Source organism: Sphaerisporangium corydalis, assembly GCF_025506355.1.
Classification (GTDB): Bacteria; Actinomycetota; Actinomycetes; order Streptosporangiales; family Streptosporangiaceae; genus Sphaerisporangium; species Sphaerisporangium corydalis.
Genome location: NZ_JANZYP010000088.1, coordinates 19127 through 33311, shown reverse-complemented (window position 1 = coordinate 33311; position 14185 = coordinate 19127). Strand labels below are relative to the sequence as shown.

Annotated in this window: 14 protein-coding genes; 9 read left to right on the top strand and 5 right to left on the bottom strand. The window is 72.6% G+C overall.

Annotated features, from left to right (window positions below; translation table 11 throughout):
• Positions 1 to 214: 214 nt before the first annotated feature.
• Entirely contained in the window at positions 215 to 949 is a 735-nt protein-coding gene (locus NYZ98_RS37915; protein WP_262849674.1) for a CAP domain-containing protein, read from the bottom strand.
• A 391-nt stretch (positions 950 to 1340) separates the two neighbouring features.
• Between NYZ98_RS37915 and rplM the strand changes: the two genes are divergently transcribed.
• From rplM to NYZ98_RS37870, 9 genes are all read left to right on the top strand, one after another.
• Positions 1341 to 1784, top strand: a complete 444-nt coding sequence (rplM, locus tag NYZ98_RS37910) for a 50S ribosomal protein L13 (protein WP_262849672.1) — start codon at positions 1341 to 1343, stop codon at positions 1782 to 1784.
• Positions 1785 to 1837: 53 nt separating this feature from the next.
• Complete coding sequence (rpsI, locus tag NYZ98_RS37905) at positions 1838 to 2365, top strand: 30S ribosomal protein S9 (RefSeq protein WP_262849670.1); 528 nt, start codon at positions 1838 to 1840, stop codon at positions 2363 to 2365.
• Positions 2362 to 3723: a phosphoglucosamine mutase gene (gene glmM / locus NYZ98_RS37900; protein ID WP_262849668.1), complete on the top strand. Its 1362-nt coding sequence runs from the start codon at positions 2362 to 2364 to the stop codon at positions 3721 to 3723. The genes rpsI and glmM overlap by 4 nt, the downstream gene beginning before the upstream one ends.
• A 99-nt stretch (positions 3724 to 3822) precedes the next feature.
• The gene (locus tag NYZ98_RS37895) at positions 3823 to 4200 is read left to right on the top strand and encodes a hypothetical protein (RefSeq protein ID WP_262849666.1); all 378 of its coding nucleotides are present in this window, start codon (positions 3823 to 3825) and stop codon (positions 4198 to 4200) included.
• Positions 4201 to 4314: 114 nt separating this feature from the next.
• Positions 4315 to 6129: a S8 family serine peptidase gene (locus NYZ98_RS37890; RefSeq protein WP_262849664.1), complete on the top strand. Its 1815-nt coding sequence runs from the start codon at positions 4315 to 4317 to the stop codon at positions 6127 to 6129.
• A 19-nt stretch (positions 6130 to 6148) separates the two neighbouring features.
• Entirely contained in the window at positions 6149 to 6769 is a 621-nt protein-coding gene (locus NYZ98_RS37885; RefSeq protein WP_262849662.1) for an RNA polymerase sigma factor, read from the top strand.
• Positions 6766 to 7419, top strand: a complete 654-nt coding sequence (locus NYZ98_RS37880) for a hypothetical protein (RefSeq protein WP_262849660.1) — start codon at positions 6766 to 6768, stop codon at positions 7417 to 7419. The genes NYZ98_RS37885 and NYZ98_RS37880 overlap by 4 nt, the downstream gene beginning before the upstream one ends.
• A 49-nt stretch (positions 7420 to 7468) precedes the next feature.
• Entirely contained in the window at positions 7469 to 9988 is a 2520-nt protein-coding gene (locus tag NYZ98_RS37875; RefSeq protein WP_262849658.1) for a CHAT domain-containing protein, read from the top strand.
• A gap of 166 nt (positions 9989 to 10154) precedes the next feature.
• The gene (locus NYZ98_RS37870) at positions 10155 to 10580 is read left to right on the top strand and encodes a hypothetical protein (protein WP_262849656.1); all 426 of its coding nucleotides are present in this window, start codon (positions 10155 to 10157) and stop codon (positions 10578 to 10580) included.
• A 60-nt stretch (positions 10581 to 10640) separates the two neighbouring features.
• On the opposite strand, the gene NYZ98_RS37865 is transcribed toward NYZ98_RS37870, so the two are convergent.
• Genes NYZ98_RS37865 through NYZ98_RS37850 form a run of 4 tightly spaced genes read right to left on the bottom strand, consistent with a single transcriptional unit; the run spans position 10641 to position 14124 of the window.
• The gene (locus NYZ98_RS37865) at positions 10641 to 11357 is read right to left on the bottom strand and encodes an ABC transporter permease (protein WP_262849654.1); all 717 of its coding nucleotides are present in this window, start codon (positions 11355 to 11357) and stop codon (positions 10641 to 10643) included.
• 46 nt (positions 11358 to 11403) lie between these two features.
• A complete protein-coding gene (locus NYZ98_RS37860; protein ID WP_262849651.1) occupies positions 11404 to 12321 on the bottom strand; it encodes an ABC transporter ATP-binding protein in 918 nt (305 codons plus the stop codon).
• Positions 12318 to 13223, bottom strand: a complete 906-nt coding sequence (locus NYZ98_RS37855; RefSeq protein ID WP_262849645.1) for an ABC transporter permease — start codon at positions 13221 to 13223, stop codon at positions 12318 to 12320. The genes NYZ98_RS37860 and NYZ98_RS37855 overlap by 4 nt, the downstream gene beginning before the upstream one ends.
• On the bottom strand, positions 13216 to 14124 hold the full coding sequence (locus NYZ98_RS37850) for an ABC transporter ATP-binding protein (protein ID WP_262849639.1): 909 nt from the start codon (positions 14122 to 14124) through the stop codon (positions 13216 to 13218). The genes NYZ98_RS37855 and NYZ98_RS37850 overlap by 8 nt, the downstream gene beginning before the upstream one ends.
• Positions 14125 to 14185 lie beyond the last annotated feature (61 nt).

Below are 14185 nucleotides of genomic sequence, written 5' to 3'. Positions count from 1 at the left end.
GGGGGAGTGGGGTTGCCGGGGGTGGGGCGCGGGGTGTGCTCCTCCGGGGTCGGCCAGGGGGCCGGGTCGCGGGAGGGCTCGCGCGGATGCGCCTCGGGCCGGAGGTCGCCGGACGACTGAGGCGTTTCGTACGGGCGGTAAGGCTGGCGGCGTGGTGGTTGCTCCCCGGGATGACCCATGCGCCGAGACTAGCCCGGGACCGCGACATAACAGGTCAGGAATAGCCGAAGTCCTGCGTCCACCATGTGTCACCGGAACCGTACGCGACGCCTATGCCGACCGTGGTGATCTGGCAGTTCAGGATGTTGCGGCGGTGGCCGCTGTTGGCCATCCAGCCGCGTACGGCCTCGTCCGCCGACTCGTATCCGCGGGCGATGTTCTCGGCCGCGCTGTTGGAGTAGCCGGCGCGGGCCATGCGGTCCCAGGGGCTCTGGCCGCCGGGGGAGGTGTGGCCGAAATAGTTCCGGGCGGCCATGTCGCGGCTGTGGGCGCGGGCGGCCCGGGCGAGGCGGGGGTCGACGCGCAGCGGGTCGCACCCTTTGCGCATCCGTTCCCGGTTGGTGAGGTCGACCGCGGTCGCCTCCAGCTCCCCGGCGGGCGGCGCGTCGGCGGGCGGGGCGTCCTCGCCGCCGCCGCTGGCGGTGCCCACGTCGCCGGCGGGGGGCACCCGCGTGTCGAACCCGTCGATGGAGTTGCTCTTCTTGGCGGGGGTGGTGGCCGTAACGGCCGGTTTCGGCTCGCCGCTGGGCCGCACGGCCGGGCGCGACACGTGGCCGAGCGCGGGCCGCCGGGTGCCGGACGGCTGCTCGGGGGCGGCGATGAGGTGGCGTGTCGCGGGGGTGGGGGTGCCGGTCTGGAGGTAGATCTCGTCGGCCGCCTTGGAGGTGTCCAGGCGGGACACGATGATGCCGCCGAGCAGGATCGCCGTGAGGCACGCCAAGAGACCCACGTGGGTCCGCCGATGGGGGGACCGCTGGGTGCTCCGGGGTCGACGGGGCTGCCACATACCGCTGCCAAATATAGAGAGGTCAGCTCATGTTAAAGAAGAGACGCGGGAGACTGGTTTTCGTTGAGCCATTGGTCTGATCGCGGTATGGACGCGCGATAGACTGGCTCCAGCGGATCCGGTGTGACTCCGGGCGTCGGCGCTTCGTTTTGACCCACGCCTGTTACAACCGGTAGTCTGCTGATTCGTTGTGTGCGGATCGGTCCTCAGCGACCGATGCGCGGCGCGTCCGGCGTCATCTCCCTGTGTTCGTGGAGACGGAAGGTCTGGGCCTTGTCGTGCGCCCGCCCATGACCCACCCGAGAGACGTCAACTCGACAGAAGGCTTACGACCGTGCGCACGTTCACCCCTAAGTCCACCGACGTACAGCGTCAGTGGTACGTCATCGACGCCACCGACGTCGTGCTGGGTCGGCTGGCCACCCAGGTCGCGACGCTGCTCCGCGGTAAGCACAAGCCGATCTTCGCGCCCCACGTCGACACCGGTGACTTCGTCATCGTCATCAACGCCGACAAGGTCGCGCTGACCGGCAACAAGCTGGAGCAGAAGAAGGCGTATCGCCACTCGGGTTACCCCGGCGGTCTGCGCTCCGTGTCCTACAGCGAGCTCATGGAGAAGCGGCCGGACCGCGCCGTGGAGAAGGCCGTGAAGGGCATGCTCCCCAAGAACTCCCTCGGCCGGAAGATGGCCAGGAAGCTCAAGGTCTACGCCGGTTCCGAGCACCCGCACCTCGCTCAGCGGCCCGTGCCGTTCGAGATCATCCAGATCGCCCAGTAGTCGCACACCGTTGGCCGACGGCTGACGCCCAGATCGAAAGTTAGAGGAGAACCGTGGCCGAGCCCACCGGTGTCGAGACGCCCATTGAAGGCGAGCTGGACATTGCGGACCGCTCCCCTGAGGAGTTCCCGTCCGAGTACACCAGCGAATCCGCGCCTAGCAGCGACGCCCCCGCGCGTAAGCCCATCACCACGGGCAACTCGTACGGCACCGGCCGCCGCAAGGAGGCGATCGCCCGGGTGCGCATCTTCCCGGGCACCGGCAAGTGGACCATCGAGGGCCGCTCGCTGGAGAACTACTTCCCGAACAAGGTCCACCAGCAGATCGTCAACGAGCCTTTCGTGACGCTCGGCGCCGAGGGCCAGTTCGACGTCTTCGTCCGCATCGACGGTGGCGGCGTGACCGGCCAGGCCGGTGCCGTGCGCATGGGCCTCGCCCGCGCGCTGACGGCGCTGGACACCGAGGTCAACCGGCCGCCGCTGAAGAAGGCCGGCTTCCTCACCCGCGACTCGCGTGAGACGGAGCGCAAGAAGGCCGGTCTCAAGAAGGCCCGTAAGGCTCCGCAGTACAGCAAGCGTTGACGGGTCGGCTCTTCGGCACCGACGGGGTTCGTGGGGTCGCGGGTCGCGACCTCACGGCCGAGCTCGCCATGGACCTGTCGGTCGCGGCGGCTCACGTTCTCGGTGACGCCAGCGCGTTCGAGTCGAGTGTCGGGCGGCGTGGCCGCCCGGTCGCCGTCGTGGGCCGGGACCCGCGTGCCTCGGGAGAGTTTCTCGAGGCCGCGGTGGTCGCCGGCCTCGCGTCGTCCGGTGTGGACGTGCTGCGCCTCGGCGTGCTGCCCACCCCGGCCGTCGCCTATCTGACCTCGGCTCTCGGAGCCGACCTCGGGGTCATGCTCTCCGCGTCCCACAACCCCGCCCCGGACAACGGGATCAAGTTCTTCGCCCGGGGCGGCTTCAAGCTGCCCGACAGCGTGGAGAACGACATCGAGCAGCGGCTCGGCGAGAAGTGGAACCGCCCGGTGGGCGCCGCCGTGGGGCGGGTGCGCGACGCGTTCGGCGAGGCCGACCGTTACGTGTCCCACGTCCTGACGACGATCCCGGGGCGCCTTGACGGGCTGCGGCTGGTCGTCGACTGCGCGCACGGCGCCGCGCACATGGTGGCGCCCGAGGCGCTGCTGCGTGCCGGGGCCGTCGTCGAGACGATCGGCACCGCACCGGACGGGCTCAACATCAACGAGGGTGTCGGGTCGACCCACCTCGGCGCGCTGTGCGAGGCGGTCGTCCAGAGCGGCGCCGACGCGGGCATCGCCTACGACGGTGACGCGGACCGCTGCCTGGCCGTGACGGCCGCCGGGGAGGTCGTGGACGGCGACCAGATCATGGCCGTCCTGGCCATGGCCATGCACGCCAGCGGCGCCTTGGTGAAGAACACCGTGGTGGCCACCATCATGTCCAACCTCGGTTTCAAGATCGCCTTGCGGAAGGCCGGGCTGACCATGGTGGAGACCGCGGTCGGCGACCGGTACGTCCTTGAGGCGATGAAGGCCGGGGGCTTCAACCTGGGCGGTGAGCAGTCGGGCCACGTGGTGATGCTCGACCACGCCACCACCGGCGACGGCCTGCTCACCTCGCTCCACCTGCTGGCCGAGGTGGCGCGCTCGGGGCGTTCCCTGGAGGACCTGGCCTCGGTCATGGTCCGCCTGCCCCAGGTGCTGGTGAACGTCCGCGACGTGTCCAAGGCGAAGGCGGCGACCTCGCCGGAGCTGGCCTCCGCCGTGTCCGCCGCGGAGAAGTCGCTCGGTGACACCGGGCGGGTCGTCATCCGTCCCAGCGGCACCGAGCCGATGGTCCGCGTGATGGTGGAGGCCGAGTCCCAGGACGAGGCCGAGCTCATCGCCGGCGAACTCGCCGACGTGGTGCGCGCGGCCTGCGGCTGACCGCACCACGCTGATCGTTCCGCCAGAGTCGAGGCGGGGTCCCGTCCGGGGTCCCGCCTCGACGCGTCTGAGTGTCCGGCTGATTTAGGGTGACTGGTCGTGGTCCAGAGGCACCGGCACCAACTGATCGCGGTCGTGTCCTTCCTCGCGGGGGTGGGCGCGACGTGGATCCTGTCCGCGACCGGCACCGACGGTGACTTCTTCCGCTCCCTGCTCTATCCCTGGATGTGCGCGGCCTTCCTGCTGGCCGGGCTGGTCCTCGGGGTGACCGTGTCGGTCAGGGGCGCGGTGGCCACGCTGGTGCCGCTGGCGGTCCCCCAGCAGCTCCTGGCGGTGTGGCAGGGTGTCACGACGCCCGCCGACGCGGAGGAGGGCGGCCTGTGGGTGGTCGGTTTCGCCGCCTCCACGATCTTGCTGGTCTTCGCCGTCGGCTGCATCGCGATCGGCATCTGCATCCGGCTGATGTTCCGCCGCTGACCGGCCGGGCGCCGGCGCGTGAAGTCCCGTTATCCATCCGTTACCACGCGCATGTATCTGTACAAGAGCAGCCTCTCTCCTTTCCCTTGACGGACACAAAAGGTGGAGGCCTCTGTGTGGAGCATAGATTTCGACCGAGAACCTGAGAGCGTCGCGGCGAGCGACACCGGCAGCGGCGACCTGTTTCGCGGGGTCTCCTTCCCCCGTGACCTTCTGGAACGGCACGGCGCCCGCCTGCTGGACCCCGCCGCCGCCCCCCTGGCGGCCGGTGCGCCCGTCCCCGGTTCCACGGTGTACCGCTCCGACGCCCTGCTCGTCCCGGTCCCCGCGCTGCGCCCGCCCCGGCGCCGCCCGGCCCGCGATCCGTACGTCTGGATCACCGACACGCTGGCCGGTATCGGCCTGACGTTCGACGTGCCCGACCTGGAAGGGGTGGGGCAGGACGGCGGCGCCTGCTGGCGGCCGATCACCCTGCGGGTGGCCGAGCAGGCGAAGGCCGTCGTCGCCGTGGACGCGTGGGTGGCGCTCCAGGAACTGCGCCGCAACCTGCCGCCGTTCGACGGGCCGGGCCAGGACGCGATCCCCGAGGACCCCGACGACGAGCGTGACCCGCGCAGGAGGTACGGCAGGCAGATCGGCCTGGACCACATCCTGGTGGGGTCGGCGTATTCGGGGATCGGCGCGGCGGCCGGCATCGGCGGGGAGCCCGCCACCGACGGGCACGGCGTGCCGGGCTACCAGATCGCCGCGCCGCAGGCCGACTTCAGCGCCCGCCACCCCGTCCAGCTCGTGCTCGACGCGCCCTCCCGCCGGGACGGCGCCGCGTTCGAGCGGGTGGCCGGGAGGCGGCGGCCGGTGATCGCCCTGATCGACAGCGGGGTCCTGCCGCATCCGTGGCTTCCGTTCAGCGAGAAGGCCGGCGACGACACCGTCATCCTGGTGAGCGGCGCGGTGCAGGAGCGGATCGAGAAGGGGCTCGCCTCCGACCAGGCACCGGCCAGGGGCGCCAGGCCGCTCGCGAAGATCTCGGGCTACCTGGACTCGCCGACGCCCGTCGAGCCGCTGCTGGGCCTGGCCAACGCGCAGGTCGGGCACTGCGTGTTCGAGGCCGGCCTGATCTACCAGATCGTCCCGGACGCGCGGATCCTGGTGATCAGGGGCATGCACGCCGACGGCGCCATGCGCGAGAGCGCCCTGCTCATCGGGCTGGAGTACGTGGCCGAGCAGGTGCGGGCGGCGCAGGCCGATCCGGCGGCCGGGCTGTTCGTGGACGTGGTGTCGCTGTCCTGCGGGTACTTCGCGGAGTCCGAGGACGACCGGCTCTACACCGTCCAGTTGCGCAAGAAACTGCGGGAGCTGCGGGCCCTCGGGGTCGTCGTGGTCGCCGCGTCAGGGAACTACGCCACCACGCGGGCGATGCAGCCGGCGGGGGCGGCGTCCATCCCGCTCGCCGGCCCGGCCGCTCCGATGCTCGCCGTCGGGGCCAAGAACCCCGACGGGTCGACCGCGATCTTCAGCAACGAGGGGAAGGCCGTCCAGTACCACGCGCCGGGCGTGGCGCTGGTCAGCACCTTCCCGCCGCAGGTCCAGGGGGCGCAGTCGCCGGTGCTCGGGATCCCCGGGAGCAGCCCCGCCGGCAGGCCGCCCAAGCCCGCGCGTACGTCGCTGGACGGCGACAATTACGCGGGCGGTTTCGCGGCGTGGAGCGGCACCTCGTTCGCCACCCCGATCGTGGCGGCGACCATCGTCCGGCGGCTCGTCGAGCAGGCGTCGGCCGAACACGCCCAAGCCGGTCAGGCCGGAGCCGGGCACGTTCAGGGCGCCGCGCGGCCCTCGGCCCTGGAGGACGTCAGCGCGGCGGCGGCGATCGAGCGGGCGGCCAAGGTCGTCGCCGGGCTGGCGCCCCCGCCGGCCCCGCCCGGGTCCTGAGCCGGGAGCGTCAGCGGCCATGAGCGACGAACCGGCGCCCGAGTGCCCCACCCCCAGCCTGACCGACCGCGGCCCCGAGCGCCGTGACCGGCTGGCGGCGCAGTTGCGAAGAGCACAGGAAGGGCATGGTGAGGCACTGGACGCGGTCGTCGCCGACCTCACCCCGATGCTGTGGCACGCCGTCCGGTCACAGGGGCTCGGACGGCAGGCCGCCGAAGACGTGATCCAGACGACCTGGCTCAGCCTTCTGCGGTACCTCCACACCATCGAGAACCCGGCCGGGCTCATCGAGTGGCTCATCACCACGGCCCGGCGGGAGGCCTGGCGGGTGCGCGCCGCGTCCCGCGCCGAGGACCTCGCGGACGACGACGCCCTCGCCCGCGTGCCCGACCCCGGCGTCCCTCCCGACGACCTCGTCGTCCAGGACGAGCAGGGACGCGCCCTGTGGAAGGCGGTGGCCCGGCTGGCGCAGCCGTGCCGGGACCTGCTGCGCATCGTCGCCTTCGTCCGCCGCCCCGACTACGACGCGGTCGCGGCCGCGCTGGGCATGCCGAGGGGGAGCATCGGGCCGACGCGCGGCCGGTGTCTCACCAAGCTGCGCCGCCTGCTCGCCGAGGACCCCGATTGGAGCCGGTCATGAGTGATGTCGGCGACGAGGAACCCCGGCCGGCGGATCCGCCGATGGACGGCGATGGACCCTGGTCCACGGATCCGCCGATGGACGGCGACGGACCCTGGCCCACGGATCCGCCGATGGACGGCGACGGGCCCCGGCCCGCTGATCCGCCGACGGGCGAGGATGGACCCTGGCCCGGGGATCCGCCGCTGGACGCCGAGGACCGCCGGATCCTGGACGGCCTCAGGCGCGTCCACGCGAGCGCCGACCCCGTCCCCGACACCCTGCTCGACCGCCTGCGGTTCGTCCTGGCGCTGGAGAACGTGATGGGCGAGGTGCTCAGCATGACCGAGGAAATAGGCGCCGCGCCGGGCGCGCGCGGCGGTGAGGAGAGCCGGACGATCACCTTCGACAGCGAGAGCCTGACCATCATGGTCGCCATCACCGTCCGGGACGACGAGAGGGTCCGCCTGGACGGCTGGCTGGCCCCGGTCGGCGACCACCTGGTGGAGCTGCGCACCTCCAGGGGGCTCATCGTGACGCGGGCCGACGACCAGGGGCGTTTCACGCTGGAGGGCGTGCCGCGCGGGCTGGCGCAGATCGTCATCCGGCAGGCACTGGACGTCGGGCCGCGAGGGACGATACTGGCGGTGACCCCCTCCATGGTGTTCTGAAGCCGCGCCATGGTGTTCTGAAGGCCGATCCGCGAGGACACGCGCGCGTATGACCGTTCAGGAACGTGCCCGGCTGCTGCATCGGCGTGGCGTCGCCGCGACCTCGGGCGGGCACCCCGCACGGGCCGCGGGCCACCTCCGGGAGGGTCTGCTCCTGCTCGGGTGGGCGCCGGGCCAGGCCGCCGTCCCCGCCGACGCGGCGCTCGCCGCCCGCCTGCTGATCAGCCTTGCGCACGCCGAGGCGGAACAGGGGCACACCGACCTCGGGCTGGGGTTGCTGACACAGGCGCAGGACTGGGCCGCGCCCGAAGAGCGCACGATCGTCCAGGCCCAGCTCGGCCTCATGCTGCTGCGCACCGGGCGCGTCGTGCAGGCGCTGGAGCGGCTCGACGCCGCGGTGCCGTCGCTCGCCGGGTACGACGACGTCGAGCTGGCGCGCATCCTGCTCAACCGCGCCGTGGCCTACCTCGCGCTGGGCCGGATCCGGCTCGCCCGCGAGGACTCGCGCCGCAGCGCGCACCTGTCCCTGACCCAGGGTCATGACGTCCTGCACGCCAAGGCGCTGCACAACGACGGCTACTGCGATCTGCTGCTGGGCGACATCCCCACCGCGCTGTCGACGTTCGCGCGCGTCGAGGAGATCTACCAGCGGGTCAACCCGGGCTTCCTGCCCGTGCTCGCGCTCGACCAGGCCAGGGCGCTGCTGGCGGCGGGTCTGGCGCGGGAGGCCGGCGAGACCCTGGACCGCATCCTGCGGCGGTTCCGCCGGCAGCGGCTCACCCAGGACTACGCCGAGGCCGAACTCGCGCGGGCCCAGGCCGCGCTGGACGCCCGCGACCATGACATGGCCCGCGTGTGGGCCCAGCGGGCGCGTGCCCAGTTCCGGCGGCGCGGCAGCGAGCTGTGGACGCTGCGGGCCCGGCTGATGACCCTGCGGGTGGACCTCGCGCGGACCCGGGCGCCGTACCGGCTGGTCGCTCGCGCCGACGGTCTCGCGGCGGGCCTGGCCGCGCTCGGCGCGGGCGACGAGGCCAGGGTGGCGCGCCTGCTGGGCGTGCGCGCCCTGCTGCTCGCGGGCCGTACCGACGCCGCCGCCGAGGCGGCGCGCGCGCTGGGCGCCACCCATTCGCGGGCGCCGCTGGCGACCCTCCTGGTGCACCACCTCACGCACGCCGAGCTCGCGGTCGCCCAGGGGCGGCGCGGGGCGGCCCTGTCGCGCGTGCGCACCGGGCTGTCGCTCATCGACACCCACCGGGGGCGCGTGGGCAGCCTGGACCTGCGTACGGGCCTGACGGCGCTGGGCGACGACCTCGCGCGCACCGGCCTGGCCGCCGTACTGGACAACGGGCACGCCCGCCTGGTGTTCGACTGGTCGGAGCGCTGCCGCGCGCAGGCCTTCCGCCACACCCAGGTCCGGCCCGCCGAGGACGGGCGCACGGCCGAGGCCGTGGTCGAGCTGCGCGAGCTCAGCCAGTGGATGCGCACCCACCCCGCCCAGGCGCGCCAGGCCCCGTACCTGCGCAGGCGGTGCCTTGAACTGGAACGCGAGATCCGGGAACGCGGCTGGCGGCTGCGCGGCACCCGCGACGCAACCGCGCCCGCCGCCACCTCGGAGATCGTCGCCGAGCTCGCCGCCGCCGACCTGGCCCTGATGAGCCTGCTGCACATGCGGGGGCGCCTGTGGGCGCTGGTGGTGCGGCGCTCCCGGTTCCGCCTGTACGAGCTCGGTGAGTACGCGCCGGCGGCCGAGGCGGGGCGCCGCCTCGCGGGCGACCTGCGGGCGGCGGCCGGGCGGTACGTCCCGGGCCGCCTGCGCTCGGTCATCGGGCTCTCCATCCGCCGCCAGGTCGAGACGATCACCTCGGCGCTGGGTCCCGCGCTGGCCGCGGCCACCGGGGCGTCGGGCCTGGTGGTCGTCCCCACGATGGCCCTGGCGGCGCTGCCCTGGGGCCTGCTGCCGCCCATGGCCGGGATGCCGCTCGTGGTGGCGCCCTCGGCGCAGGTGTGGCTGTCGGCGCGGCGCGCCCGCCGGGACGATCTCGGCGTCCCGCTGCTGGTCGCCGGCCCCGACCTGGAGCACGCCGAGGCGGAGGTGGACCAGATCGCGGCGGTCTACCCCGAGGTCCGCCGGTTGAGCGGCGCCGGCGCGACGGTGGAAGCGACCCTCGCCGCGCTGGACGGGGCGTCGGTCGCGCACCTGGCCGCGCACGGTCACCACGAGCGGGAGAACGTGCTGTTCTCCCGCCTGGACCTGGCCGACGGCCCGCTCATGGCCTACGACCTCCAGCGGCTGGCGGGCGCGCCGGGGCACGTCGTGCTGTCGGCCTGCGACGTCGGGCAGACCGTGGTGCGCGTGGGGGACGAGATCCTGGGGTTCGCGGCGGCCCTGCTGTACGCGGGGACGTCGAGCGTCATCGGCTGCGTGACGCCGATCCCTGACGAGGTCGCGGCCCGCGTCATGACGGAGTACCACCGCCGGCTGGCCCGGCGGGTCCCGCCCGCGTGCGCCCTGGCCGCCGCGGCCGAGGGGGAGCCGGTGTCGAGCTTCGTCTGCTTCGGCGCGGGTTAGCGCGGCGGCCCCGGGAACACGGGCCGGCGCGGGGGGAGCGGGTCGCGCGGAAGGCGGATCAGTGCGATCCCGGGGAAATCGCCGGATAGGGGTATCTGCGCGTGCCCGGCGGTCCTCTTTGCCGGTCGTAGGGGTCACCGGGACCCCGCACCGAGAGGGGAAGCTCATGGGGCCGAACGAGATCGACCTGGTCCGCGTCTACACGACCGAGGTGCAGGCTGCGGCGCCCGCGCCGCCGGCCATCATCGACGAGACGCCGCTGCGGGGCGGTGGCACGACCTTCGACGTCGTGGTGGAGGCCGAGGCCGGGGCCGCCAGGGTGGACGGCGCGCCGTACCAGGTGACGATCTTCGCCAGGGACTGGACCACCGGGGGCAACCCCGCCGCCCTCGGGACCTTCACCCAGGTCGACGCGGGTGCGCTCAACGCCCCCGGCTGGGGAAAGTACCGGCACGCCTTCACCGTCACCATCGCCAACTTCGCGGCGGTCGACGGGCACGTCATGGAGTACGTGGCGGTGCTGTCGGCGGCCGCCGGGGTCAACCGCGTCCACAAGTTCTGCGTCAGCGAGCCGTTCATCCTGACGCACTGACGCGTGCGCGCGGCACAGGCGAGGCGGGACGCGAGGTACGGCGTCCCGTCCCGCCGCTTCTCACGCGTCGCCGGTGAGGGACAGCGAGCGGAGGCGCTGACCGGCCCAGACGACCGACCCGATGGTGACGATCAGGACGGCCGGGACGGCGAACCCCATCCCGACCGTCGCCTTGAAGAAGCCCGAGGTGGTGATCTGGGCGGCGAAGGTCTGCGCCCACTGCTGGATGGAGAAGTTCCGCGCGCCGGGCACGTACCCGCCGATGAGGTTCTCCCACACCACCGCGTAGATGATGCCGATCGTCACGGCGTGCCGCGTGACGACGCCGAGGAGCAGGAACACCGCCGCGTAGGCGATGCCGCCCACCAGGGCGCCCACCGCGAAGCCGGACGCGATGCCGGCCTCGTCGCCGATGAGCAGGTACGCGGCGATGAACGTCGGGACGGCGGCGAACAGCGCGAGCATCGAGGCCGCGACGGCGAACTTCGTGGTGGCGATCACCGGGCGGGAGATCGGCTTGGAGAGCAGGTGGATGATCGTGCCGTCGTCGATCTCGGGGGCGATCGTCCCGGTCCCGGCGATGAGGCCGAGCAGCGGCAGCATGGTGCCGATCGCGTACACCTGCATGAGCGTGACCGTGGCCCGCTCGTCGGTGCTCCCGACGGCGCGCAGGAGCAGGGCGAGGCCGATCAGCACCAGCGGGAGCAGGAGCAGCAGGAAGACCCTGCGGCGCCCGAGCACCGCGCGGTAGGTGATGCCGGCGACGACGGAGTTCATCGGGTGCTCCCGGAGCTGACGGTGGCGTGGCCGGCCGGAGAGGCGTTCATCGGGTGCTCCCGGAGATCAGGTAGGAGAAGACGCTTTCGAGGTCCTCGTCGGCGGGGGAGACCTGCCAGACGCTGACCCCAGCGTCGCGGGCGACCCGGGGGAGCAGCCAGGTGAACCTGCGGAAGTCGACCGCCTGCACCTCCAGCCCGGCCTCGCCGACCGACACCGCCCCCGAGGAGGGGTCGGCGATCAGGGCGGCGGCCAGGCGCCGGTCGTCGCTGGAGCGCACGTGGAACAGGTGGGGCCGGTCGGTCATCCGCCGGCGGATCTCCCTGAAGTCGCCGGAGGCGGCGTGGCGGCCCGCGACGAGCACCTCGATCTGCTGGGCGACCCGCTCGACCTCCTCCAGGATGTGCGAGCTGAACAGGATGGTGCGCCCGGCGGCGCCCAGTTCCTTGACGAGGTCCATCAGGTGCAGGCGCTGGCGGGGGTCCATGCCGTTGAACGGCTCGTCCAGCAGCAGGACCTGGGGGTCGTGGACCAGGGCGGCGGCGACCTTGACCCGCTGGCGCATGCCCTTGGAGTAGGTCTCGATGCGCCGTTCCTTGGCGTCCTCCATCTCCACCATCGCCAGCGCCTTGGCGGCGGCGTCCTCGGGGGAGGGCAGGCGGTGCAGGCGGGCGCTGGAGAGCACGAACTGCCAGCCGGTGAGGAACCCGTAGACGGCCTCGCGCTCGGGGACCAGGCCGATGGAGCGGTAGATCTGGTGGTTGCGCCAGATCTTCTTGCCGTCCAGGGTCGCGGTGCCGGTGGAGGGGGCAAGGAAGCCCGCCATCATGTGCAGCAGGGTCGACTTGCCGGCGCCGTTCGGGCCGAGCAGGCCGGTGACCCCGGGCCCGACCGTCATCGTGACGTCGTTGACGGCGACCACGTTGCCGTACCAGCGGGAGACCTGGCCCAGTTCGATGTTCACGATGAGGCCGCCTTGCGGTAGCGGAGGACGAGGGCGGTCACGCCGAGGGCGATGATCACCAGTACGGCCAGGGCCGCGACGGGCCCGCCCACCCCCGGCGGGTAGCCGCCGTCGTTGTTCGGACGAGTGCCGAATATCCACACCTGCACGGCGTCGACGAGGAAGAACGGGTTGATCAGCCACGCCCACGTGGCGGCGCTGTCGCGGCTGACCGACGACAGCACGCCGACCAGGACCCCCGAGATCGCCGAGGTCAGCAGGTAGACCGCGATCACCGCGGCGACGCCGAGCCCGCGCCGGGGCGTGAAGGAGGCCAGGGCCACTCCCACCGCCGACAGCAGCACCGCGTAGACGATCGAGATGACCATGGCCGCGATGTAGTCGTGGGTGTGCGGCGGCCCGGGCAGGTCGACGAGCAACTCGCCCAGGTAGAGCACGGTCAGGGGCACGGCCATCAGCAGGAACAGGGCGATCGCCATGGCCGACAGCTTGGCCACGACGTAGTCGGCCGTCGTGGTCGGCCGCGACAGGTACAGCGGCAGCACCCGGAAGCGCAGGTCCGGCGCCACCAGGTAGGGCGACTGCGCGGCCAGGAAGACGGCGAGGACGGCCTGCATGGTCACGGTGTAGCCCGCGTACGGGATCGCCTGCTGCTTGACCAGCGCCATGATGGCGATGGACACGACCGCGGGAAGCATCATCGCCCCGGCCAGCAGGAACGGCATGATCTTGCCGCGCGCGGCCCTGCCGAGGCCGAAGACGCCCCGCAGGCTGTGCAGGGTCAGCGCGGCCAGGGCGTGGCCCCGGCCGAGGCGCGGGCCCTCGTAGTGGCGGTAGCCGATGTCGTGGATGACGCCGGTCGGCGCCGCCTTGGGTCCCGTCGCGGGGAGGGGCTCAGACATTCGACACCTCCTCCCTGAAGACGTCCTCGATGCGGTGGCGGCCCTGTTCCAGGCGCACCAGGTTCAGGTCCAGGTCGCAGACCGCGTCGCGGACCGCGTCGAACGTGGCGGGGGAACCGGCCTCGACCATCAGCAGCCGTCCGGCGACGGTGACCCGCTGCCCGGCGGAGGTCAGCCGCTCGGCCAGCGGCTCCTGGCCCTCCTCGACCTCGACGGTGATCGACTGGGTGGCCTGGGTGAACTCGCCGATGGCCGAGGAGCGGAGCAGGCGCCCGCCGTCGATGACGATGACGTGGTCGCACACCCGCTCCAGCTCGCCGAGCAGGTGGGAGGTGACGACGACGCTGATGCCGAACTCGGTGCCGATGCGGCGGATCAGGGCGAGCATCTCGTCGCGGCCCTGCGGGTCGAGGCCGTTGGTCGGCTCGTCGAGGAAGACCAGGCTCGGGTCGTGGACCAGGGCCTGCGCGAGCTTCACCCGCTGCTTCATGCCGGTGGAGTAGCCGCCGATGGGACGGTAGCGCTCCTCGTACAGGCCGACGTGGCGCAGGGTGTCGGCGGCGCGCTCGCGGGCGGTGCTGCGCGGCAGGCCGGACATCTGGGCCATGTGCACCGTGAACTCGGTGGCGGACATGTCGGGCGGGAGGCAGTCGTGCTCGGGCATGTAGCCGACGGCCCGCCGGATCTCGAGGGCCTGCGTGGCGGGGCTCAGGCCGAGGACCGTGGCGGTCCCCTCGGTCGGGGGCAGCAGCCCGAGGAAGATCTTGATGAGGGTGGACTTCCCCGCGCCGTTGGCCCCGACCAGGCCGGTGACGCCCGTGCCCGCGCTGACGGTGAGGCGGTCGAGCGCCGTCACCCGGGGGAAGCGTTTGGTGAGTCCCTCGGTGGCGAGGATGGTCATGCCCCGGACACTATCCAAGCGTGAGCACCGGTTTCCTCCCTCAGACGGAGGAACCTTCTCT